Genomic DNA, 22,551 nt, shown 5'->3' with positions numbered 1-22,551 from the left:
GGGATAGCGGGTGTAGATCTCCGCCCCCGGTGTCGCCGGATCGATCTCGACGGAAGCGTCGGGATAGAGCGTGGTGGCGAAGGACGAGGCCTTTTTGGCTCGCGCGCCGTCCGGGCCGTAGAACAGCGAGACGGTAGTCGCCTGCGTCACCGTCTTCAGCCGGTTGGCCTCGTCCCATACCAGCGTCCTGGTGCCGTCGGCGGTCATGTTGCCATTGGCGTCATAGGTGAGCGTCTTGGCGCCGACCGCTGTCGGGGCATGCGGGCGAGCAGCGCTCGCCGCGGGATAGACATAGGTGCCGGCAACACGCGTGCGTGACGTCAGATTGTCGTTGGCGGCATAGACAAAGGTCTCGTCGAGCGTGTTGTTGCCGAGATTGTCGCTCGAGGTCAGCCGGTCGGCCTTGTCGTAGCCATAGGTCCAGCTGTCGGCAGCCGTCAGCCCGGTCGTGCCGGTGATGCGGCCGATGAGATCGCGGGCATACTGATCGTCGAGCAGGACCGTGGCGCCCTTGGCGGTGGTGACGCGGTTCAGCCAGCGGCGGTTCGGCGAATAGATGAAGGACGTTTTTACACCGTTGGCATAGGTGATCTCCTTCGTCTGGCCGTCGGCCTCGTAGATGGGAGAAAACGAGGGATCGGCCAACACCCATGTGCCGTTCGACAGTATGCCCTTCTTTACATTTCCACCCAACAGTCCCACGGCAAACAATGGCTGCTGACGCCCACTGCCGAGGAAATCGCCAACACCAATGACCTTATTCAAATCACCGTTGGCATTGACATTGAGATTGTCGACGCCATCACCGTCAGGATCGGCGACAAATGTCGGGGCGTCAGGACGCGTGGCCAAATTGGTCCCGTACGGCAACGCACTGCAGACGGATTGATATCCGGTTGGAGCCGTCGGATTGCAGTCGGATTTGGCCATGCCCAGTTGAGCATCGGTCAGAAGAAACGCACCCTGGGAATAGTATCCTGGCTGAAGTAGGCTGCCGCCGGGGCCATTCGTATAATACACGAAGTCCATCGTGTTCTTGGTGGAGAGAAAGCGACCGGGATCTGAGAAAAAGACCGGTTTGGGTGGGTTCGGTGAGTTTGGGTCGTCTGGATCCGGCGGTGGCGGAGACTCTGAGGGCGACTTGATACGCAGAAATACGGTCTTGTTGTCTGCTGGAATTCCGCCAGCACCGAACTTGATGATACGCTTATAGACGTTGGTCTTTATTGTCTGCCCGGACATCGCCGTTTCGGTATAGTCCCCGAAGACCTCGTCGCGACCGTCGAAATCAAGGTCGCCGACTTCTTTCGGATTGGTATAGCTCGGCGGAAAGAAAATATTGAACTGCGTGTGCTCGTAGAGCCGCGCATTTACGGTCGTATAAACCCCGTCAGTATTCTGATAGATCATCTGGCCGAGCAGCTTTGCGGTGCCGCCGGTGATGGTGCCGTCGGTGGCGATGGCCGCTTCGGTGCCGTAGCGGGTGACGGCGGTCAAGGTCATAGGCCGGCGTGCCGGCGGTCGGTGTCAGGTTGGCGACCGCAGCGACCGAGCGGAAGGTCGAGACGGTGCCGTCGCGATCGGTCACCGTCCATTCATTCGTGGTGCCGTTCAGCGCAATGCGGCGATAGGATTCATTCTCGGTCGCATGGGTGCCACCGGCCGAGCACGACGGCGACACCATGCCCGCCACGCAGGCGACCATCGCCTGGCCGTCGAGGAGGTAGATGTCACCGGCATCGAATGCCGGCATGCCATAGCCTGGGGTTGCCCGCTCGATGACGTCGAAACCGCCAACGCCCCAGGCATAGCCCAGCCAACCCTGGTAGAGGGCACCTAGCTTGGTTCTGCGGGAAGACTCATAGGTGAGTGCGATCGACGGCTCGATGCCATGGAAGTCCGGGACATCGACGCCGACGGCATAGCCCAGATTGCCATTGCCTGAGCTCTTCGGCAGATCCACCTTCGGTGTGCCGATCGCCTCTGGATCGCCGCTTTCGGCGGTCGTCGTGGTGGTCGCTAGGGTCGCCGCGGCAGGCTCCTCGGGCGCGGCTTCGCTGTCGGTCGTCTTCGCCGCCGCCCCGGTCTTGGCATCGGTGCTCTCACCATCAGCCGGCTTGCCGTCGACCTTGGCTGCAGCATCCGGGCTCTCGCCCGCCGGCGCAACATCTCCCGTCGCACCCGCTGGGGGCGGTGCGCCCGCATCATCCGTGCCGGAGCCTATTCCCGGGCCAAGTGCTGCCCCGCCATTGCCGAAGCTGCCACCTGCGCCAGCATCCGGCGAAGTCCCTTGCGCCTCCTGCGCAAAAGCCGCCATTCCCGCAGAGTTTCTAATATAAGAAACGAAAGATGTATCTGCGCCGAAGACGCCGACGGCAAGCAATGCCGCGCCAACAAGCAACTTGTTCATGATTCCCCCGAGCCCAAGTTGCTTAGTCTACTAAGCCCCAGCCAAACGAATACGACACTTGCTCGTCACAAACCGCTTATCCACAGATCCTTTTTTGAATCGCTGACCTGTTTCCCGGTTTTGTTTGGCTTTAGGGCTTTGCCTTGGCTGTTCCCACAGCTTTAGAAGAGATGATCTCCGCCATGAGATCTGCAGCCGCACGCAGCCGATGTAAGCAGAACCATCGCTGGTAAGTACAATGGTGCCGAAGCTGTACGTCTCGCCTGCATCGCTCTCGCGAACCGTTCTAGGTGCGAGTCGCTGTGTCAGGCTCAGCGAGATTGTGATTTCGGTGGCTGACGTAGGGTCGCGTCCGGCCGGTGGGTAGCCGTATAAGGCAGCTTGCGCAGAAGTGCGGCACGCAAGGTAAAGATGATTAGTCACAGACAGAAGGCCCATGACTCGGTTTTCACTCGGAATAAAAAGGCGATGAAATTCGCTCGTTCTCCAGCATGTTTAAGTCAACGCTCGTGTTTTTGCGCAACAATTCTACTCGTTCAATAAGGTGCTCAAATTCCGTGGCAAAAAAATTGCTGTTTATCACGAGCTCATCGGTGTCCGCTCTAGATTCGCTGATACCAAGACTGTCTTGCGCAACGTAATCGATCGTATCGAAATAATTTTCGATAATCCTGCCAACTAAAGAACTGTCCATATTTAGTATTAGATTACATACGTTCACGAAACAAATAGCTGCGTTTTGCGCAAATATGCAAAGCCTATCTGTTTCAGACTCGCAATCAGGTATACTTGTCTCGGATATTCTCAACGTTTGATCAATTTTGGAAATGTTTCCATCAGAGAAATTTTTCCAGAGAGTGCCCAAATCAAACTCAAAATCATTGGCCCCGCGAAATTTAAGTTTGTATCGCTTAAGGAGTGGTGACATGCGTGCTGCAACTAAAAATGAAAACTCGACTCTCTTTGCTAATGGCAATTCGGCAACGATGTCAGCCAGATATTTTATTCGGTCTACGACTTTTTTCATGGTGACGACCTATTTAATCGGGCTGTACATGTCCAGTCCGCGATCCTGAATCTCGCGTGCGCAATTGCCGCATATGCCGCGGCTGGCCGCGACTCCCATCGGAGTGAGCCCCATAGCCTCTGCAGCATTCATTGCATTTACTTCCGCGTGCGTTCCGGGCGTGCCAACCCCCTCAACCTCATTGCTGTTCAGGGCGGCTCTCTGAGCTGGAGTAAGCCTACCAGTACTAGATGAGACAACGAAAGTGCCCTCCTTCGTGGCGACAACTGCCGTTGTTCTTTTATCTTGCGCATAGCTGTCAAGCTTGTCTTGGATTGTAATTGCCCGCTCAAACGCTATTTCTCCAGGATAAGAGGTGGGCGTTGCGTCAACTAGGCTAGCTAATGGCGCAGCCCGTCCAAGTATACGGCTAACGATTTTGACCCCGAGGTCCTTTAGGACGTCTTTCTTCTTCGCAAATTCATCTACCTCTGGCGGGTGATTATCCTTTGTTGTCGTGAGCGTGCCGTCAGCGCGCGTGATGGTTTTTGACTCCCCTTGTGTTGCTGCCGGCTCAGTTTTGCTGCTCGCACCACCAAACAAGCCGCCGACAAAATCCCTCACTCCGTCCCAGCTGATATGTCCATTTGTGTCGCTCTTATTGACCGGATCATTCTGGGCATAGGCGTAGCGGTTGGTGCCGACGCTTTCCTTGGTCGGATCCCAGTCATCTGGTGAGATGAACCGTCCCAGCACGGGATCCATGTATCTGGCGTTGAGGTAGAGCAAGCCGGTTTCGGGATCGAAGCGCTCGCCGATATAGGATTTCTGCGTCTGGAAGCCGGTGTTGAGGCGTTCTCCGTAGGTGGCGTAGTTGGTCTGCTCGACAATGGCGCCGGAGGCATCGGTGACCATGCGCACCGAGGCCAGGTGATCGCGGTGCAGGAAGGCTTTGGCGGCGCCGGTCACCTTGACGTCGGGATGGGGATAGCGGGTGTAGATCAGCCAGCGGCGGTTCGGCGAATAGATGAAGGACGTTTTTACACCGTTGGCATAGGTGATCTCCTTCGTCTGGCCGTCGGCCTCGTAGAGCGTCGAGGTGATGAAGCCTGAAGCCGAGAGCAGCTTGTTGGCGGCCGTGTATTGCAGCGGGGCGGCAAGCGTGCCGAAGTCGAGCTGCACCGGCAGATACTGGGTGCGCAGCGTCTGGCCGGAGGCATCGCGCACATTGGTCGTGGTGTGGGTCAGCGTGCCGATGGTGACGTCCTGGCGGGCGAGTTTGCCGAAGCCGTCATACTTGTTGCCTTGAGTGGCCGCAGGGTTTGTCGAGGTCGTCAGCTGGCCGATGTTGTAGAAGCCCGCCGCTGCCTGATCGTAGGTGTTTTGGGTCAGCGTCACCGCACTGCCGCCGGACGCCGTTGCCGTCTTCAGCGTCAGCCGGTCCAGCTGGTCGTAGGCAAGTGTCGTGACGGTGGCACGGGCATCGGTCTGGCTGGTCAGACGATTGGCGCCATCATAGATGTACGACCATGAGCCGAGATCGGGATCCGAGGCAGAAAGCCGGTTGCCGACCATGTCATAGCTGTAGCTCCAGGGGGAGCCGCCGGGATCGCTGACCACAGTCAGCCGGCCAAGCACGTCGTAAGTACGGCCCTCCGTCAGATTGAGCCCGCCGAGATCGCGCACGATCTGCACGACATCGCCGCGCGTCGAGGCCACGCTCTTCGACTGGCGTGTGGTCGTCGCATTGATCTGGTCGGTCTGGGTGACCGCGTAAAGCCGCGGATTGGTGCCGCTGCCGCTGTCGAGGCTATGGGCAAAAATCGTCTGGCTGGCATCGGCAAAAACCATCTTTACCAGCCGATCGGCCCAGTCATAGGAGTTGGTCGTCCACTGCGCGGTCTCGCCGACAAACCTCGGGAAGGCGGTGCGCAGGACATTGCTGCGCAGGTCATAGTCGGTATCGGCAATGCGCTTGGCGCCGGCCGCCGTCTCTCCGGGGGTCTCCACCCGATACACCCGGCCGAGCCCGTCATAATAGGAGCGGACAAAATCCTCGCCCGCCCCGTTGGGCAGTGGCGTCAGCTTGACCAGCGCCTGTGTCGCCGGACTGCCCTCGTTCTCGAAGCGGGTCTTGGCATAGGCGCCGGTGATGCTTTGCGAGACCTGGTAGGGCCGGCAGAACGGATCGTAGGTGAAGGTCTTGATCAGGCCGTTGAAGTCGGTCTTCGTCGCCGGCAGCCCGCAGACTGTGTTGTAGGTGGCGCTCGAGACGAAGCGGGTGTCGGCGCTCTGGCCGCCGGTGGCAAAATAGCGCGGCGCCCGCTCGGTTGCCCGAGGCTGATCCTGCCACCGAACGTCGGCGCAACCCTCCGTTGATCACGGGCGAAATCCCAAGCCCGACGAATCCGCCCTCCGGCTGTTTCTTCAGGACGCGGTGTCCCCTTTCCGTGGAAGCTTGTGCGGAGGCTGAGCCTGTGTCGCAAGAAGTAAGCTCAATGCACAAGGCGGCGTGCAGGTTCGCCGGCGACCTATTCGCGAAACGGGTCTCGGTCGCATGATTAAACGTCAAATCTAGCTGACCGTGCGGGACCTGATGCGTTGCGCATTCTGGTGGCGAAGCAGAGATTTGCGCTCCTTCCTTTCGGTACCGGGCCGGCAGTGAGTGGGAATGCGCTCTGTCGGCAGCCCTGGTTACTCAGGCGGGCCGGGAGGATCCTCTTGCCGGTTATTATTCCGCTTCTTGTAGCGTTGGCTTAAGTGCCTGCCATTGCTCGTGAGACATGGTTGGCAGGTCAAACTCGTGACCGCGCTCAGACAGATATGAGATTCTTGCAGTTGAGGAGGGGTTCTCCGTAACTCGGGTTGCGAAGCTCGAATCATAGGAGAACCCCATGCAGGTTTTTGGCCTGCCCGGTCATATTATACGCAACGCCGGCCGGGCGTCGCGGCTTCTCGGCGCGAAGACCCCAACTATCGAAGCAGAGAGAAGACGCGACGCGGTGGCGCGATGGCGGCGCGCGATGCGGGACGGACTGGATGCCGGGCAGGCAGCGCGGGCCGTCGGAGTGCCGCGTTCGACCCTCTATCGCTGGGAAAGCGCATTGAGGCCGACCGCCGCCGCATCATCCTCGCAGGCGACCCGCCGAGCCCGAGCAATCCACCGCCGGGCTGCCGGTTCAACACGCGCTGTCCGGTGGCGATGGATATCTGCCGGTTGGACGAGCCCCAACTGCGTCCCGTTCCTCATGGCGGCGTCGCCGCCTGCCATCTGGCTGAGAGTGATCACCGCCCGGTGATCTGGACAACGAATGGCAGTTGGTCTTCCGAGAATAACGTTAAGCGCCGTCTGCGGGCGTCTGATCTCGCTGCGACGGGATTAGATTGGCCTACCACCATCCTCGCACGGCGGGGAGGCCGGAGCGGACGCGCGATTCGCGTCCGGGTGTGAAAAAGGTGAACTCCTGCGTGTCCAACAAGCCGTAGCGAGACGCGATGTCGTAATAGCAAGCGGCCTCAACGCTGGCGGCGGCCTCTGCTCCACCGATGCAGGCCACCGAGCAATCCGATCTTGAAGATTACGAAAAGGGCCATGAGTGCAATCACTGTGTAAGAGATCGGATTTGAGGCGTCGCTTAGACCGCGCCACGATAGCCACCAGGGCGCGCCTGCGTGCATGGCGATCAGCGCGACGATGCCTAGCACTAGGCCTATGGTGTGCAGGTGGCTCATGGCTGCAGGCCGTGCCGGGCCTGAGGGTTCTTCCGTGCCGAGAGCGACAAACCTATCGCGAATACGGGCGACGTCGGCGGCCGCCGTGGCTAGCACGAACTGCAGGTTCTTCGTGCCAACCGCGCCGCTAGCGACGATGTTGAGACCCGAGTCCCGGAATTCCGTTATGATGTCGTCGACTGTGCTGACGCCGTGATGGCGGAAGCGATCGATGAAGCCTCCATCCTGTGGCGCTTGCACGAAGTCGACGGCGAGTACGCGACCGGATGGCTTCAAGACTCTGTGTATCTCATGAGCCATCTGATTACGTCCATCGGCAGAAAGATGATGGAGCATCAGCGTCGTCGTTACGACATCGAATTCGGCATCCCGGAACGGTAATGCCTGGGCGGCGGCCTTTTCAAAGGTGACCTTCAGACCGACTCTTCGAGCCTTCGCACCCGCCCTGGTGATCATTTCCGGTGACGCATCGATCCCGTGCACGGTGCCCGTCGGCCCGACCTGCTGCTTGGCAAGTATAGCGAGCGTTCCGTCCCGCACCCTATATCGAGGACGGACTCTCCAGGTTCGAGCTGCGTCAACCGGAGGATCTTTTCGCGAAAGGCGCGTTCGCGGCCTAAGGTGAACAGCCAAGTCATCAGATCGTAGCGTGCTGCCCAATGTATGACGCGGCCGGGCGCGCCGGCTCCGCTGTTGTTATGCCCATGTTTTCTCATCAGAGACTCCTTGGCCACTCTCGCCGGTTTATGGACATCATGTTCGGAAACTGACATGGTATCCGGGAACGCGTCAACGACCATTCGCGGCAGAATGTCCGGTACCGCACGGTCCTCTGCCATCTGAACGGAAAAAGCTCATGGGAACGGAAAAGACGATAGACCGCCGTGTCGCCCGGACCCGGTCGACTCTTCACCATGCGCTGATCACTTTGATCCTGAGAAAGGGATATGAAGCAATTACCGTCGAGGACATCTGCAATGAGGCGAACATCGGCCGATCGACCTTTTACGCGCACTTCACCAGCAAGGACGACCTCAAGCGCAGCGGCCTGGACGATCATCTGCGCGCCATGCTGGTCGAACGCCAGCGGCATGCGCTTGCAGCGCCAGGCGAGCTGAAAGATCGCAGCTTGGGGTTCGTGCTCGGTATGTTCGAGCACGCGCGTGAACATATAGATCTCTACCGAGCTCTGGCCGGGGGCCGCGGTGGGACTATTGTGCTCGGCAGCATCCGCGAGATTCTATGCGATCTCGTGCGCGCGGAGCTTGCCGCAAACAAGGACAGGAAGCTCCCCGATGTCGTGCCGAACGAACTGATCGTCCAGTTCGTCGTGGGTGCCTTTCTGTCGGTGCTGATCTGGTGGCTCGACGGCGGCGCCAAATTGCCGCCGCAACAAGTCGACCAGATCTTCCGGCGTCTGGCCACCGAGGGCGTCCCGTCGGCTTAGATATCAGGCCGAAGAACTGTGTAGCAGTCAGTTGCACTTGCCGGCGTTGCCAATTCACCAACCACCGGCTTTGTTCGACGCATGTCCTTGAGGTCGCGATACACCGCCGTGAGGTCTGTCGACCAACGCCTCCGATACGTGGCTTGCGGCCGTCAGACGGCCGTCGGCGTGGACAGCAGCCACAGCCCGAAAACCGTATATCCGACCATAAAAACGGTCAGCGGAAATTGGCTGAGCGCCGCGCGGCTGCGCGCCGGATGCAAACGGAACGCCAGCCCATGCGCGACCAGAACGGCAAGTATATGGCCGCCGATGATCGCCGCCGCCTGAAAGTTCCAGATGATCCACGCTGCATCGGAGCCCATGATCACTCCCGCCCCGACATTCATGTGCGCCGTGCCGAATAGGTTCCATCCCCGATCAAACGGATCCGAAATAGCGACGAGCGCATTCTGGCCGTTCACCAGGAGGGCCGTCAGATAGTGGGAAAAATGATAGGCGAGCGCGATCGGGACGATCGACCAGACAAGGAGCCCGACCGCTTTTCCGAAAGAGATGCTCCCGGCCAACCGCTCACCGACAAACACTGCGGCGAAGAACACGGCGACAAGTGCGATAAACATCAGCACAAGACCGGCGCTGTTGATTCCGACTAATGCCGAGCGCCCCGGAAATTCGAGCGGATTGACCCCATTCGCGCCCAGCCAAGAGAAGGTCTTCGACAGACCGTCGAAGGACACCGAGCTCAACGTCAGCAACAGAAAGAGCATACCGCTCGCCGGTAAGGCTTGCGCGCTCCACAATTTCGCTCCAGGCCAGCAGAGTGAGAGGGCGCGCCCCCGGCTTGGGTGGTCCGGCGTCGTTTCGACGATGGCGAAGCGTGACACCATGCGGAAGAACGCGGACAGAAACTCGCCGCGCCGGCTCCAGCCTTCGTAGCCGAAGATGATCATGCAGACGAAGGTCGAGAGCCAGTAGGCCATGAGAGCGAACGCAAGCCGCGCCGGATCTTCGGGCGCCCGATAGATCAGCTCGAACCAGGCGAAGCTTGCAAACAAAATCAACGCCGGCCAGTAAGCCAGTCCTTGTGGCATTGTGCGATCGCGGAATGCCGGGAAGACGCTGGAGAAAATGCGCCACGGCCCGTACCACGGGTTTGTCCACGACCAAACATTGCCGAATACGCCCTGAAGCAATGTCAGTCCGACCCAGACCAGCGTCCACACCGTTAGCGGAAGTGGATTCGACAGCGGATCTCGGCTGCCGAGAATTCCCGCCGCCACGAGTATGGCGAGAACCGCGAAGGCGAGCGTGCTGATCCAAATGCGCGCGGCGTCGCCGAATTGACCAATTGGCAGGCGGGATGCCGAAATGCGTTCGAGCAGCCTGGGCGGCAGGACAGCCAGAACCAGAAAACTCGCGGCTACGGCCACCGCCCCGCCCACGACATAATATCCGGTCGGCAGGAGCATGACATAGCCGCGCTCGGAAGCATGGGCAAAGGCTGGGGTTGTGAAATGCGGCACGAGGGCAGCAGCTGATAATGCGATGCCCAACGCTCTCGTAGAGATGCTTTTATGTTCGCTGTCCGCCGCCATCCATCCGTCTTGCCACATGGCATTTGCGAAGGAAAGCGGACTACTGCTCGCGCAAGTGGAGGTGCCAAAGTGGGTGCCCGACTTCGTGCTAGCCCCCAAAGCCCGCTTGGTGAACAGGCCATATGATGCAGCTACGACTTCGAGTCGAGAGTTGCGTTGTGGACGACGTTCTCGTCCTCTGCCGTCTGCTGCAATACGTGGCAGCTGTGCCTGCGCCGGCCGGCGGCGCATTATCGTCGAAACAGGACCGGAGCGCCCACCGCCAGGATCGTCGACGTGCAGAAGTTGTGGGCCGAACATCTACCAATGGCCGGAACCCGCGGCGCTGTCGATCCTGTTTCGCGAACGCCTGGTGTATTCCTTCGAGAGTCGGCCGCGCTTGTTCGACATTATCTCGCGCAGCATCGAAGGCGTCGCCGGCCTGATCCTGGGCCGGCGTCGCGGTCTGGCAGGTCGCTGCGCGCTGACCAGGCCCCGGATGGATTTCTGATTTGCGTCTGCCCATCCGGCCGGCGCATGGGCTGGCGGGAGAGGTTCGCTAGTTCAGGATCTGGGCCAGAAACAGTTTGCTGCGCTGGTGACGCGGATGCGAGAAGAATTTGGAGGGCGTGTTCATCTCGACGATCTCGCCCTGGTCCATGAAGACGACGCGGTCGGCGACCTGGCGGGCAAATCCCATCTCGTGCGTGACGCACAGCATCGTCATGCCATCGTCGGCCAGCGCGACCATGGTGTCGAGCACTTCCTTGACCATTTCAGGATCGAGGGCGGAGGTCGGTTCGTCAAAGAGCATGATCTTCGGGCTCATACAGAGCGCACGGGCGATGGCGACGCGCTGCTGCTGGCCGCCGGACAACTGGCCGGGATATTTATGCGCCTGGTCCGGGATCTTCACCCGCTCCAGATAGTGCATGGCGGTCTGCTCGGCTTGCCCGCGCCGCATCCTGCGCACCCAGATCGGCGCCAGTGTCAGGTTTTCCAGAATGGTCAAATGCGGGAACAGGTTGAAGTGCTGGAACACCATGCCGATGTCACTGCGGATTACGTCGATCTGCTTCAAATCGTTGCTGAGTTCGACGCCTTCGACGACGATCTGCCCCTGCTGATGCTCCTCCAGCCGGTTGATGCAGCGGATCATCGTCGACTTGCCCGAGCCGGACGGACCGCAGATCACCAGCTTCTCGCCGCGATGGACGGTCAGGTTGATATTCTTCAGCACATGGAAGTTTCCGTACCACTTATTCATGCCGGTCATTTGGATAGCGGGCGGAGCGCTGCGATCGGGCATGGACGGAACGCGCGTTGGGGCGGACGATAACATCATGGCATTTCCTAGTGAGCGGTCGGGCCGCGCCGCTCCAGGAAGTCGGCGAAGCGGGCGAATGAGAAGGAGAGCGCGAAGAAGATCGCGCCGATGAACAGGAAGGTCTCGGCCGCCGGCGACGGCCAGTCCGGGTCTGCCAGCGTCGCCTTACCGGAGCTGATCAGGTCGAACAGGCCGACCACCAGGACCAGGCTGGTGTTCTTGATCATGACGATGATGGTGTTGGCCAGCGCCGGGATCGCCACCTGGATCGCCTGCGGCAGGATGACGAGATATTGCGTGCGCCAGAAGGGCAGGCCGAGCGCCGCCGCGGCCTCGTATTGGCCATTCGGGATGGCCTGCAGGCCGCCGCGGATCACCTCGGCGAGATAGGCCGCGGCGAAGATGGTGAGGGCGACCAGCGCACGCACGAACTTGTCGGGCAACAAGGCTTCGGGCAGGAACAGCGGCATCATGATCGATGCCACGAACAGGATGGACAAGAGCGGCAGTCCGCGCACCGATTCTATCAGGACCACGGCGCCGATGCGTATCGCGGGCATGGTCGAGCGCCTGGCCAGCGCCAGGAGGATGCCGACAGGGAAGGCGACGCCGATGGCGACGACGGTGAGGATGAGCGTCACCGGCAGGCCGCCCCACGACGAGGTCGGAACCTCGGCTAGGCCGAAACCGCCGGCCATCAGCCAGAAGATCAACACGAGCGCCGCCATCCAGAGCGCTGCCAGCCGCGGCGCCCAGCTGGCGGGCCGCACCGACCAGGCAAGCAGCGCCAGGATGAGCAGGCAGACGATGGCGGGGCGCCAGCGTTCGTCGAGCGGATATATGCCGAACAGCAACTGCCCGGACTTGGCGTAGATGAAGCTCCAGCAGGCTCCGGTGGCCACCCGGCAGGCGCTTGGATTGGGATCGAACAGCACGGCGTCGATTACCAGCCAGCGCAGCATAGGCGGTACCGTGGCGACGAGCAGAACGCCGAACAACAGCGTCAGGGCGGCATTGAGCGGCGTGCCGAACAGGAGCTTGGCGGACCGCCGCAAGGCGCCGAAGCGGATCTGTCCTGGCATTGGCTCGGCCGGAAGGGAAAGAGACACGGCCTTCATGGTTCAGCGCTCCACGATGGCGATGCGACGGTTGTACCAATTGGCCGCGCTCGACAGGCTCAGGTTGAGGGCGAGATAGACGCCGAGGATGATGAAGACGCCCTCGATCGAATGGCTGGACTTGCTGATGATGGTGTTCATCACCGCAAGGAAGTCCGGATAGCCGACCGCGATCGCCAGCGTCGAATTCTTGACGACGTTGATGTATTGGCTGTTGAGCGGCGGGACGATCACCCGCAGCATCTGCGGGATGATGATCAGACGCAATATTTTGCCGCGTGGCAGGCCGAGCGAATGACCTGCATCCCACTGACCGCGGCCGACCGAAAGCACGCCGCCACGCACGATCTCGGCGACGAAGCCGGTGGTGTAGATGGTCAGCCCGATGAGGATGGTGCTGAGTTCGGGCGTCAGGTCCTTGCCGCCTTTGAAGTTCGACCCAGTGAAGGTCGGCCAGTCGACGGAGAACTTCGCATCGGCAAGCCAGAGCCCGGCAATGCCAACCGTAAGGATCGCCGGCGCGGTCAGCGGTGAGAGCCATCCTCTTCTCGCCGCCGCCCAGCCAGCGGCCGCCAGTGCCAGGGCGAGAGCAATGACGAGCAATCCCGCGGTGGCCACGTCCATGCTGACGGCCGGCACCACAAAGCCGCGCATTGAGGCGTAAACGCCTGGCAGCGGATTGAGCGCTTCGCCGACCGGCGGCAGCACCTTCCACCACAGCGAATAGAGAAAGATCAGAAGCACGATCGGCGGTGAGTTGCGTGCAACCTCCACCCATACGCGGCAGGTGCCCGCCGCCAGGGGATTGCTGCTCAGCCGGGTGATGCCGACGACGAGGCCGAGCGCGGATGAAAAGACGATGACGACCGCGGAGATGAAGACCGTATTGGCGAGCCCGGTCGCGATCGCCCAGTAATAGGGGTCCCGCGACTTGTAAGTGAGGATTGCTTCCGAGATGACGATCCTTGACGGCATCGTCAGGAAATCGAAGCCGATCGGGATGCCGCGTGCCCTGAGATTGGCGAAAGTCGTGCTGACGAGCAGGGCAGCGAAAGCGGCAACCGCGGCGGCCAGGGCACACTGGATGATGATCGATCTGGTCTTGGCATCGCTCAGCATGTTGACCTCGAGGGTTCGCGGCGTTGGCAGGGAAGGGGAGCGCCGGGCCCGTTCCCCTCCATCATGCGGCTCAATCCCAGGGGAAAGGATAGTTGAGGCCCCCGTCCTTCCACAACGCGTTCAGACCGCGTTCGACCTTTAGCGGGCTGTCCTTGCCGAGATTGCGGTCCCAGATCTCGGCGTAGTTGCCCATTTGCTTGATGACGTTGTAGGCCCACTTGTCGTCCAATCCGAGCGGCTTGCCGAAGCCGGGTTCCTCACCGAGCACCCGTTTGACTTCCGGACTGCCCGACACAAGCTTTTCATCGATGTTCTGCGAGGTGATGCCGTTGGCCTCGGCCCAGAACAGGGCATTCAATGTCCAGCGCACGACGTCGAAGAGTTGATCGTCGCCGCGGGCGACCGCGACGCCATTGGGTTCGGCGGCTTTGCCGACCTTGATGATGTCGTAGTCGTCGGGGTTCTTGGCCACCGAAGCACGCTGTCCGGCTGCCGCAGTGCCGTCGGTGACGTATGAATCGCAGCGGCCGCCGAAGAAGGCGTCGCGCGCCTGAATGGTCGAGTCGTAATAGACTTTCTCCATCGCGATCCCGAACTCTTCCTCGGTTTCCTCGATCGCTTTCTCGGTCAGGCTGCCACCGCCTTGCAGGCAAACGGTCTTTCCATCGAGCAGTTTGGGCTCGGTAATATTGTCGGCCTTGCGCACGAGCATGCCGTCCGTGTCGTAGAGATTGATCCAGACGAAGCGGACAACCGTATCGCGACTGTAGGTGATGGTGGATGTGCGCGACAGAACGTCGATCTCTCCGGTCTGCAGCGCAGGAAAACGCTGGCCTGCGTTAAGCGGCACGTAACGGATCTTCTCCTTGTCGCCGAGGATGGCCACCGCGAAAGTGCGGCAAATATCGGAATCGAAGCCGCGATAATACCCCTTCTCGTCGGGCCGGGAGAGACCGGGCACGCCCTGGCTGGCGCCGCAGCTGACATAGCCGCGTTCCTTGATCTTGTTGATAACCGCCTGCGCGCTGGCGTCCACGGCGCCCGAAGTCAGGCTGGCCAATCCTATCGCCAGACCCGTGAGCCATTTCAGAACTTGATGTTTCATAGTCATTCCCCTTCTCGTTGAGGTTCTAATCATTCGGCGGCCTTGGCGTCGGCTGCTGCGGTTCCGTTGCGCCGGGCTTTAGCAAAGAGTTCGAAGGCCTGGGAAAGGTCGGCCAGAAGATCTTCGAGCGCCTCAAGGCCGATCGACAGGCGCCAGACCGGGCCGGGCTTCAGCCAATCGAGGCTGGCGCGCCCTTTGCGCGGATCGCTGACGGCAATCAGCGAATGCACGCCGCCCCAGCTTGCGCCGAGCCTGAACAGCCGCAGGCTGCGCAGGACATCGGATTGCAGTGGCGCCAGTTCCGGCCGCAGCACGAAGGAGAACACGCCCGCCGATCCGGCAAAGTCACGCTTCCAGACCGCGTGGCCAGGATGACCAGGCTCCGCGGGATGCAAGATCTGTGCGACTTCCGGGCGTTCCGATAGCCAGGCAATGATCTTCCGCGCGGTGGCGTCGGCATGACGCATGCGCACCGGCATGGTCATCAGGCCACGCTCGCACAGCGCGCAATCTTCCGGCGAGACGCCATAGCCCAGAAAGCGCGCTGTATCCTTCAGGCGCCGGAACAGGGCGTGGTCATGCACTGCGACCGAGCCCATCAGGAGGTCGCCATGGCCGCCGGCGTGTTTGGAAAGCGCCTGCATCGAGATGTCGACGCCATGAGCGAGCGGCTTAAACAGCAGATGAGAGGCCCAGGTGTTGTCGGCCGCGACGAGCGCGCCGGCCTTGTGGGCCGCGGCCGTGATGGCGGGCACATCCTGGACTTCGAAGGTGGCCGAGCCAGGCGATTCTACCCAGACCAGCCGCGTTCTGCCGTCGATCACGGCCGCGATGCTCGCGTCCAGCCGTGGATCGTAGGAAACCGCCTCGATCCCGAGGGGGCCGAGAAAACGCTCGGCCATGTCGCGCGCCGGGCCATAGAGCGTCTCCGGGATCAGAACCCTTTCGCCGCCACGGCAGACAGCCATGGTCGCCAGCGTCATGGCCGCCATGCCCGACGGGACGACGAGGGCCCGCAATCCGCTTTCCAGCACGGCGATATGATCCTCGAGCTGCCGGCTGGTCGGTGTGCCGTAAAGTCCGTAGCTGAACCCGTCGTACAGACGCTCGACGCGACGCTCGAACGACTCCAGATCGTCAAAGACAACGGTCGAGGCTCGCTCGACCGGCATCGCCACCGCCTGGAACGGTTCCTCGGAGCGCTTGGGAGGGTGGACATGTGAAGTGTCGTCGCGTCGGTTCATGGGGGCAGCTTAGCCGGCTCACCCATTGCCATCCATGACCGCAGCGATAAAGTTAATTCGCTTTTGATATGGATGGACTATGAACCTGCGCGACATCGATGTCTTCAACGCGATCATGATCACACGCGGCGCCGGCGCGGCGGCCGCGCTGCTGGATACCTCGCAGCCGGCCATCAGCCGTTCGCTAGCCAAGCTAGAAGCCGAACTCGGCTTCAGGCTTTTCGACCGCATTCGTGGCAGGCTGGTGCCGACACGCGAAGGGGAGTTGTTTCATGCCGAGGTGAAAGCCAACCTGGTCGGGCTCGACCGGCTCAAGCTGCGCGCGGCACAGATCAAGGAGGTCGGCACCGGTACCATCCGTGTCGCTAGCCTGTCGGCGCTCGGGCATGGGCTGGTGCCGCGCGCCATAGTAGCGTTCTCGCGCCGGCATCCGCAGGTGCGCATCAGCTATCAGGTCCGCACCTCCAACATCGTGCGCGACCTGGTGGCGTCTGGCAGTTTCGATATCGGGCTCGCGGCCGACGAGGTCGACACCAGCGGCGTGCTGCACAGCATCTTCACCACGCCGCGCGCCGTTTGCGTCATGCCGAAGAACCACCGGCTGGCGCGGAAGCAGATGATCACGCCGGCCGATCTCGCCGACGAGGCTTTCCTGGCATTGTCGCCGGAAGATACGGCTCGGCTCGCGATGGACAAGATCCTGGCCGCGCATGGGGTACGGCCGCGCATCCTGATCGAAACGCCCTACGGCCTGACCATCGCTATCCTTGCAGCGAAGGGCATGGGGATTGGCTTGGTCAATCCCTCCGTCATTGCGGACCGCATGATCGGCGGCATTTTGGCCAGGCCATTCGAGCCGGCCGTCAATTTCCGCGCGCTACTCCTGCGCCCGCCGGACGGCATCAATTCGACCTTGATCACCGACTTCATTGCCGAACTCTATGCCGCCCGCAATATGCTATCGAGCGAGGCATAGGCAATGTGGCTCGCCGCCTAAACATAGACGCGACCGGTCTTGCCTCAGTAAGGCGCGGACGTCCATGGCCTCACGCAGCCTCGCACGGCGCAAATTCGTATTCGCCCTTTAGCCGGCTTCCTCGTTTGCAAGAAACCGGACGATCTCGGCGAACGCGGAGCTATCCTGCCAGAGAAATAGATGGCCACCTTCGAACATGCGCAAGGTCGCCCTCGGGAGTCTTCCCAACATGCATTCCTGAGATGACGGTAGAGCGATCCCGTCGTACCACCCGCCACATATTAGAACTGGGGACCCGATTTGGTCCAGGCGCTCCCAGGGGCGTTGTCACGGTAACCGCGTGTCAGGGATCGCTGCGATAGATGCTGGGGACGAACACTTCGCAGATCAGCTACAAACGGCATCGGTTCCCACCCGAGATCATCGCCCACGCGGTGTGGCTGTATTATCGATTTCCGCTGAGCCTGCGTCGTGTCGAAGAAATGCTGCTGGAGCGCGGCATTGTCGTTTCCTACGAGACGATCCGTCGGTGGGGAAAGAAGTTCGGGCTGGACTACGCCCGGCGCCTGCGCCGCAAGCAGCCCAGTCGAAATGATATCTGGCACCTCGACGAAGTCGCCATCATGATCGCCGGCAAGAAGCATTGGTTATGGCGGGCCGTCAACCAGGACGGCTATGTGCTCGACGAGATCGGCTAGACCCGGCGCAACACTAAGGCCGCCAAGCGCGTGCTGACACGGCTGTTGAAGAAGCAGGGCCAGGTGCCGAAGCGCATGATCACCGACAAGCTCGGCTCCTATGGAGCAGCGCGGCGTCTAGTCATGACGGACATCGAGCACCGGTCGCACAAGGGCTTGAACAACAGAGCGGAGAATTCGCATGTGCCACTGCGAAAACGAGAGCGGATGATGCAAGCTTTTCGATCACCGGGGAGCCTCCAGCGTTTCGTCTCGACGTTCTCTGCAGTCCGCAATCTCTTCGTCCCGCCCCGTTCAAAACGCTCCGCCTTTCAGATCCATCTTCACCGCTTGAATGCCATGGCGCAATGGAAAGCTGCTGCCGGCGTGATCGCCTGAAATCATTCCCAAAAGTCACAACGACAGCCCATCTCCGTTTATGTGACATCACCTCTTGGGGTTGATGATGCTCCCGCGGGTCGAATAGAGGTCGCCAAAGAGGTAGCGGCGCCGTCTTTCCCGGCACAAACCAGCTCCTGCGCTCGTCGTTCCACCTCGCTCGCGGAAACGCCCCCGAAATCGCTCGACGGTCATTCGGTCATAAGGAAAGTTCGCCAAGGCACCGGGCGTGTCTTGTTTCTGAGGCGTAGAATGATGCTTGGATTCCTCCACGGTCGTGCCGTCAGGTGTTGGATCCGCAGAGCAACGTCCCGCCGGCCTAATGGTTCACACGCGAGCCAGAACTCTGGGCGCGCTGGGATTGGGCAGGCTAGTACTCCGTAATCATTCGGCGCGGCGGAGCGCAATTAGGAGTCTCGCGAGTGCACCGTGGACTTGCGAAGCCCGTGAGCAAATCGCCGATGGCGGTAACGAATCCGGAAACTCGTCCCGGCTGCGTTGTTCAGCGCTGGCGCCTGATTCCTGGCCGAGGAACGCTTGCCGCGCCAACCCTGCAACCTAGATCACCTCGTGCTGCGCGACTTTATAGGCAGCACAGATTGCGCGAGCCATGGCCGAAAGATTTAAGGCAGAGATCTTGAAAACTTCCGCAGCTGAAATGGTACACGCTTACATTGCTAGACGGCACGCCTCCGTTCCGGCAAAGCTGCGAATCGCGGGGCCAATGGCAATCCGCAGGTCGGCGGGTTCGGGCAACGCTCATTGAAAAATGGGCCGCCGACTTTCCTTTTGGCTGTAAGCTCGCTTCATGGCGCTTGGACACGCTAGACTAACTCTAGCAATCAACTGTAGCGGCCACCTGAACGAGTAAGTAGCGCCATTACCGGACCCTCACCGCCGCTCTCAACAGCGGACCTTCGCTCTACGGCCGGAGTCGACCCGAAGACGACCTTGGCCCGCCGGGTCATGAATGGCAGCCCTACTCCCGCAACTGCCCTTTCCGACCCCCGCGCTGGATCCCGATATCTGCCACGCGGGCCCTTGCAGTTGTTGTCCGGCTGTTTGCGCATGTCACATGTCAATAGCCACAGCCGCGTGACCGCGATCCTGGTTCATTGAGGTCGAACCGTCCGGAAGAAATGCCCTCTCCGAATCGTTCTTCCGCGTCCTTAACGAAATAATTGACAGTCCAACCAAAACGGCGCTCCGTGGTTCGACGGGGATGGATCTTGGCACTCTTGGTTGATGCTGGCCTTCGCCGTCACGATAGGGAGGATGCAATGCCGACAGTCATTGGCCACCATAACATCACAAAAGGAGCGAAGCACTGGCTCGACTCGCCGAAGCGCAAAGAGCTTTTTGGTCCGCTCGGCGTGACCAACGTACGAACATTTGTAGATCCACAAAATCCGACCCGGGTGGCCGTTCTTATGGACGTTCCGGACATGGACGCCATGATGAAAGCTATGCAGAGCAAGGAAGCCGCGGATGCGATGGCCTTCGATGGAGTGGTGCCAGAGTCCTTGGTGATCCTGGTCGAATCGTAAAGGTGATTGCTCCGCTGGCCAAGGTTAGAAGGGTTTGCTCAGCGATTGCCGTGCGGTTCCGGTCATTCTGGAAAGCGCCCATTATTGGCGTAGAGCCCGCTGGGCACTGGCTTCAAGAGCCGGTCCTGCGCGTGAGCGCCGCCGTTGGTCTCGGTCGTGCCAAGATCAGCCGCTACAGCTTGCGCAACCTAATGCCGGCTCAGGTCCGCAAAGCAACTGTTCCGCGCGTTCACGCTGGACTTCCGCTTGCCACCCCGAGGCTGCCATTGCGCGCATACGCAACGCTGCGAATTTGGCACTTCAACCGAACAGGAAAATGCCTTTCTCTGCGCGGGATTAAGATTACTTAATGGCGACTTTGAGCCGACCGGACCTGAGTGATATTCATAGAGGTGACTGGGTGGATCGCCGGCTGCCGCGTGCATGGCGGCCCTACACGCGGCTCGCGCGGCTGGATCGGCCAGTGGGCATATGGCTGACGTTGTTCCCTGTTGGGCCGCATTGATCCAAGCGGCACATGGTATCCCCGCCGTTCAGCAATTGGCGCTATTCACCCTTGGCGCGTTTCTGATGAGAAGCGCCGGGTCCACGATCAATGACATTGCCGATCGCAGGTTCGACGGCCACGTTGAGCGGACCCGCTTTCGCCCTCTGGCAAGCGGCCAGATCGGCATGGTCCCAGCAATCGCCTTTCTGGCAATTCCGCTTGCGCTTGCGGCGTCGCTCCTGCTGTTCCTGACGCCCTACACGCGCCTGATCGCCACTTGCGTATTGCCGAAGGGCTGGCGGTTTCTAGTTATCGCGTCCGGGAGCCCAGGATCCCGAGTCACGCTATGTGAGGAAAAACATTCCTCTTTTAGGGTGAAATAGGCGAAAAATTGCTTCACTAGGCCAAAAAAGGCAACATTGAATGCATCTAAATTCAATTCGGTAGATTTGACGCGAGTTCAACGGAGGCGGAAATGACCAAACCTCATTTCATGAAACTGCTCGGCGCACTGGTCGCCACATCTGTCCAGTTCGGCACGCTCGGTTTCGCGTTTGCCGATACCACCATTCTCAACGTGTCCTATGACCCGACGCGTGAGCTCTACAAGCAATTCGACGAGGCTTTCACCGCCCACTGGAAGTCCGAGACCGGCGAGACCGTCACCGTCCAGCAGTCGCATGGCGGATCGGGCGCTCAGGCTCGCGCGGTAATCGACGGCCTCGACGCCGACGTGGTGACGCTGGGGCTGCAAGGCGACATCGACGCGATCGTCTCGAAAACGAAGAAGATCAATCCCGACTGGCGGACGAAGTTCGAGAACAATTCGGCGCCTTATACCTCGACCATTGTCCTCCTCGTCCGCAAGGGCAACCCCAAGGGCATTCACGATTTTGGCGATCTCACAAAGGACAGCGTCCAGGTGATCACGTCCAATCCCAAGACCTCCGGTGGTGGCCGGTGGGCCTACCTCGCGGCCTGGGCCTGGGCCAACACCAATGATGGCGGCGATGAAGCCAAGACCAAGGAATTCGTCGGCAACCTCTATTCCCATGTTCCGGTGCTTGACACCGGCGCGCGTGGCTCGACCGTGACCTTCGCGCAAAAGGGCCTGGGCGACGTGCTGCTCGCCTGGGAAAACGAGGCCTATCTGGCGCTGGACGAGTTCGGCGCCGATCAGTTCGAAATCGTCATCCCGCCGACCTCGATCCTGGCCGAGCCGCCGGTCGCCGTTGTCGACGCCAATGTCGATGCCAAGGGCACACGGAAAGTTGCCGAAGCCTATCTGGGCTATCTCTATTCCAAGGAAGGCCAGACGATCATCGCCAAGAACCACTACCGTCCGGCGAAGCCCGACCTGGTGCCTGCGGAGGATCTCGCCAAGCAGCCTGAGATCAAGCTGATCACCATCGACGACCCGCTTTTTGGCGGCTGGAAGAAGGCACAGCCTTACCATTTCGGCGACGGTGGTATATTCGACCAGATCTATAAGCCGGCCCAATAGCATTTAGATCAGGACGACATGACCACAGCACGCCCGCCAAGGCGGGGTGGCGGTTCAGACAGCCGAGCGTCATTCCGGGTTTCGGATTGACGCTCGGCTTCTCGCTTGCCTTCCTCACCCTCCTCATTCCGCTGTCCGGGCTGATCTGGCGCTCGGCGGCGCTCGGCTGGACCGACTTCTGGGCGATCGTCACCGATCGCCGCACCATCAACGCGCTTGAAATCAGCTTCGGCACCGCCTTCATTGCCGCCGCTGTCAACGTCGTCTTCGGCACGATCGTCGCCTGGGTGCTGGTGCGCTACAACTTTCCCGGCCGCCGCATCGCCGATGCCATGGTCGACCTGCCCTTCGCGCTGCCGACAGCGGTGGCCGGCATCGCGCTGACCACGCTTTACGTACCGAACGGCTGGATCGGAAGCCTGCTGATGCCGCTCGGCATCAAGGTCGCCTACACGCCGCTTGGCATCGTCATCGCGTTGATCTTTATCGGCCTGCCTTTCGTCGTTCGTACCGTGCAGCCGATCATGGAGGAGATCGACAAGGAGGTGGAGGAAGTGGCCGCAACGCTCGGCGCCAATCGCTTCCAGATCATCAGCCGCGTTCTGCTTCCCGGACTGGCGCCGGCCATCGTCACCGGTTTCGCGCTGGCTTTCGCGCGCGGCGTCGGCGAGTACGGTTCCGTTATCTTCATCGCCGGCAACCTCCCCTACAAATCCGAGATCGCGCCGCTTCTGATCGTCATCGCGCCATCTCGGTCGTGTCGGGCCACATACGCGGGCTAACCAACACCATGCCGCTGCATGTTGAAATCCTTTATAACGAGTACAATGCCGCCGCCGCCTTTGCCGTCGCTTCGCTGCTTGCCGGCCTGGCGCT

16 protein-coding genes and 4 pseudogenes are annotated in these 22,551 nt (G+C 60.7%); 9 read left to right on the top strand and 11 right to left on the bottom strand.

Annotated elements, in window-relative coordinates:
* The 4 genes and pseudogenes from NKJ08_RS33315 to NKJ08_RS33300 all read right to left on the bottom strand — a co-directional run.
* A pseudogene (locus NKJ08_RS33315) lies at window positions 1–1,503 on the bottom strand (hypothetical protein); the annotation flags it as partial.
* Window positions 1,391–2,410, bottom strand: coding sequence for a hypothetical protein (locus NKJ08_RS33310; protein WP_352785350.1), 1,020 nt, complete (start codon window positions 2,408–2,410; stop codon window positions 1,391–1,393). The gene NKJ08_RS33310 and the pseudogene NKJ08_RS33315, both read right to left, overlap by 113 nt.
* 448 nt (window positions 2,411–2,858) lie before the next feature.
* Window positions 2,859–3,437 (bottom strand): hypothetical protein, encoded by a 579-nt coding sequence (locus tag NKJ08_RS33305; protein WP_352785347.1) that lies wholly within the window; start codon window positions 3,435–3,437, stop codon window positions 2,859–2,861.
* Window positions 3,438–3,446: 9 nt separating this feature from the next.
* Window positions 3,447–5,426: an RHS repeat-associated core domain-containing protein gene (locus NKJ08_RS33300; protein WP_352785344.1), complete on the bottom strand. Its 1,980-nt coding sequence runs from the start codon at window positions 5,424–5,426 to the stop codon at window positions 3,447–3,449.
* A 320-nt stretch (window positions 5,427–5,746) separates the two neighbouring features.
* Between NKJ08_RS33300 and NKJ08_RS33295 the strand changes: the two genes are divergently transcribed.
* On the top strand, window positions 5,747–5,977 hold the full coding sequence (locus tag NKJ08_RS33295) for an oligopeptide/dipeptide ABC transporter ATP-binding protein (RefSeq protein ID WP_352785341.1): 231 nt from the start codon (window positions 5,747–5,749) through the stop codon (window positions 5,975–5,977).
* A 449-nt stretch (window positions 5,978–6,426) separates the two neighbouring features.
* Window positions 6,427–6,867 carry an oligopeptide/dipeptide ABC transporter ATP-binding protein gene (locus NKJ08_RS33290; protein WP_352785338.1) on the top strand — a complete coding sequence of 147 codons (441 nt, stop codon included), beginning with the start codon at window positions 6,427–6,429 and terminating at the stop codon, window positions 6,865–6,867.
* A gap of 65 nt (window positions 6,868–6,932) precedes the next feature.
* On the opposite strand, the gene NKJ08_RS33285 is transcribed toward NKJ08_RS33290, so the two are convergent.
* Complete coding sequence (locus tag NKJ08_RS33285) at window positions 6,933–7,688, bottom strand: class I SAM-dependent methyltransferase (protein WP_352785335.1); 756 nt, start codon at window positions 7,686–7,688, stop codon at window positions 6,933–6,935.
* Window positions 7,689–8,004: 316 nt separating this feature from the next.
* Between NKJ08_RS33285 and NKJ08_RS33280 the strand changes: the two genes are divergently transcribed.
* Window positions 8,005–8,595 (top strand): TetR/AcrR family transcriptional regulator, encoded by a 591-nt coding sequence (locus NKJ08_RS33280; protein WP_023722494.1) that lies wholly within the window; start codon window positions 8,005–8,007, stop codon window positions 8,593–8,595.
* A gap of 152 nt (window positions 8,596–8,747) precedes the next feature.
* On the opposite strand, the gene NKJ08_RS33275 is transcribed toward NKJ08_RS33280, so the two are convergent.
* From NKJ08_RS33275 to NKJ08_RS33250, 6 genes are all read right to left on the bottom strand, one after another.
* Window positions 8,748–10,193, bottom strand: coding sequence for a hypothetical protein (locus tag NKJ08_RS33275; protein ID WP_502906370.1), 1,446 nt, complete (start codon window positions 10,191–10,193; stop codon window positions 8,748–8,750).
* A gap of 538 nt (window positions 10,194–10,731) precedes the next feature.
* Window positions 10,732–11,481: an amino acid ABC transporter ATP-binding protein gene (locus NKJ08_RS33270; RefSeq protein WP_352785329.1), complete on the bottom strand. Its 750-nt coding sequence runs from the start codon at window positions 11,479–11,481 to the stop codon at window positions 10,732–10,734.
* Window positions 11,482–11,525: 44 nt separating this feature from the next.
* Window positions 11,526–12,617 carry an amino acid ABC transporter permease gene (locus tag NKJ08_RS33265; RefSeq protein WP_352508718.1) on the bottom strand — a complete coding sequence of 364 codons (1,092 nt, stop codon included), beginning with the start codon at window positions 12,615–12,617 and terminating at the stop codon, window positions 11,526–11,528.
* A gap of 3 nt (window positions 12,618–12,620) precedes the next feature.
* The gene (locus NKJ08_RS33260; RefSeq protein WP_023680947.1) at window positions 12,621–13,736 is read right to left on the bottom strand and encodes an ABC transporter permease subunit; all 1,116 of its coding nucleotides are present in this window, start codon (window positions 13,734–13,736) and stop codon (window positions 12,621–12,623) included.
* A 70-nt stretch (window positions 13,737–13,806) separates the two neighbouring features.
* Window positions 13,807–14,841: a transporter substrate-binding domain-containing protein gene (locus NKJ08_RS33255; protein WP_023680948.1), complete on the bottom strand. Its 1,035-nt coding sequence runs from the start codon at window positions 14,839–14,841 to the stop codon at window positions 13,807–13,809.
* A gap of 29 nt (window positions 14,842–14,870) precedes the next feature.
* Entirely contained in the window at window positions 14,871–16,085 is a 1,215-nt protein-coding gene (locus NKJ08_RS33250; protein ID WP_352785325.1) for a trans-sulfuration enzyme family protein, read from the bottom strand.
* A gap of 79 nt (window positions 16,086–16,164) precedes the next feature.
* Between NKJ08_RS33250 and NKJ08_RS33245 the strand changes: the two genes are divergently transcribed.
* The 6 genes and pseudogenes from NKJ08_RS33245 to cysT form a co-directional block, all read left to right on the top strand.
* On the top strand, window positions 16,165–17,061 hold the full coding sequence (locus NKJ08_RS33245; RefSeq protein ID WP_352508715.1) for a LysR family transcriptional regulator: 897 nt from the start codon (window positions 16,165–16,167) through the stop codon (window positions 17,059–17,061).
* Between the two features lie 362 nt (window positions 17,062–17,423).
* Window positions 17,424–18,137 (top strand): annotated as a pseudogene (locus NKJ08_RS33240) (IS6 family transposase).
* Window positions 18,138–19,417: 1,280 nt separating this feature from the next.
* On the top strand, window positions 19,418–19,684 hold the full coding sequence (locus tag NKJ08_RS33235) for a hypothetical protein (RefSeq protein WP_352785322.1): 267 nt from the start codon (window positions 19,418–19,420) through the stop codon (window positions 19,682–19,684).
* Between the two features lie 349 nt (window positions 19,685–20,033).
* Window positions 20,034–20,461: pseudogene (locus NKJ08_RS33230) on the top strand (UbiA family prenyltransferase); the annotation flags it as partial.
* Window positions 20,462–20,646: 185 nt separating this feature from the next.
* A complete protein-coding gene (locus tag NKJ08_RS33225; RefSeq protein WP_352785319.1) occupies window positions 20,647–21,675 on the top strand; it encodes a sulfate ABC transporter substrate-binding protein in 1,029 nt (342 codons plus the stop codon).
* Window positions 21,672–22,418, top strand: a pseudogene (gene cysT, locus NKJ08_RS33220) (sulfate ABC transporter permease subunit CysT); the annotation flags it as partial. The gene NKJ08_RS33225 and the pseudogene cysT, both read left to right, overlap by 4 nt.
* Window positions 22,419–22,551 lie beyond the last annotated feature (133 nt).

Origin of the sequence: Mesorhizobium sp. M0244, from assembly GCF_040321795.1 — a bacterium.
Lineage (GTDB): Bacteria > Pseudomonadota > Alphaproteobacteria > Rhizobiales > Rhizobiaceae > Mesorhizobium.
Note: the sequence above shows the minus strand (reverse complement) of the source record. Positions and strands in the feature narration are given on the sequence as shown.

Coding starts and splice junctions, on each gene's coding strand:
- NKJ08_RS33245 (WP_352508715.1), top strand. CDS start 16,165: ATGAACCTGCGCGACATCGATGTCTTCAACGCGATCATGATCACACGC.
- NKJ08_RS33310 (WP_352785350.1), bottom strand. CDS start 2,410: ATGAACAAGTTGCTTGTTGGCGCGGCATTGCTTGCCGTCGGCGTCTTC.
- NKJ08_RS33275 (WP_502906370.1), bottom strand. CDS start 10,193: ATGGCGGCGGACAGCGAACATAAAAGCATCTCTACGAGAGCGTTGGGC.
- NKJ08_RS33260 (WP_023680947.1), bottom strand. CDS start 13,736: ATGCTGAGCGATGCCAAGACCAGATCGATCATCATCCAGTGTGCCCTG.
- NKJ08_RS33290 (WP_352785338.1), top strand. CDS start 6,427: ATGGCGGCGCGCGATGCGGGACGGACTGGATGCCGGGCAGGCAGCGCG.
- NKJ08_RS33225 (WP_352785319.1), top strand. CDS start 20,647: ATGACCAAACCTCATTTCATGAAACTGCTCGGCGCACTGGTCGCCACA.
- NKJ08_RS33280 (WP_023722494.1), top strand. CDS start 8,005: ATGGGAACGGAAAAGACGATAGACCGCCGTGTCGCCCGGACCCGGTCG.
- NKJ08_RS33255 (WP_023680948.1), bottom strand. CDS start 14,841: ATGAAACATCAAGTTCTGAAATGGCTCACGGGTCTGGCGATAGGATTG.
- NKJ08_RS33305 (WP_352785347.1), bottom strand. CDS start 3,437: ATGAAAAAAGTCGTAGACCGAATAAAATATCTGGCTGACATCGTTGCC.
- NKJ08_RS33270 (WP_352785329.1), bottom strand. CDS start 11,481: ATGCCCGATCGCAGCGCTCCGCCCGCTATCCAAATGACCGGCATGAAT.
- NKJ08_RS33250 (WP_352785325.1), bottom strand. CDS start 16,085: ATGAACCGACGCGACGACACTTCACATGTCCACCCTCCCAAGCGCTCC.
- NKJ08_RS33235 (WP_352785322.1), top strand. CDS start 19,418: ATGCCGACAGTCATTGGCCACCATAACATCACAAAAGGAGCGAAGCAC.
- NKJ08_RS33265 (WP_352508718.1), bottom strand. CDS start 12,617: ATGAAGGCCGTGTCTCTTTCCCTTCCGGCCGAGCCAATGCCAGGACAG.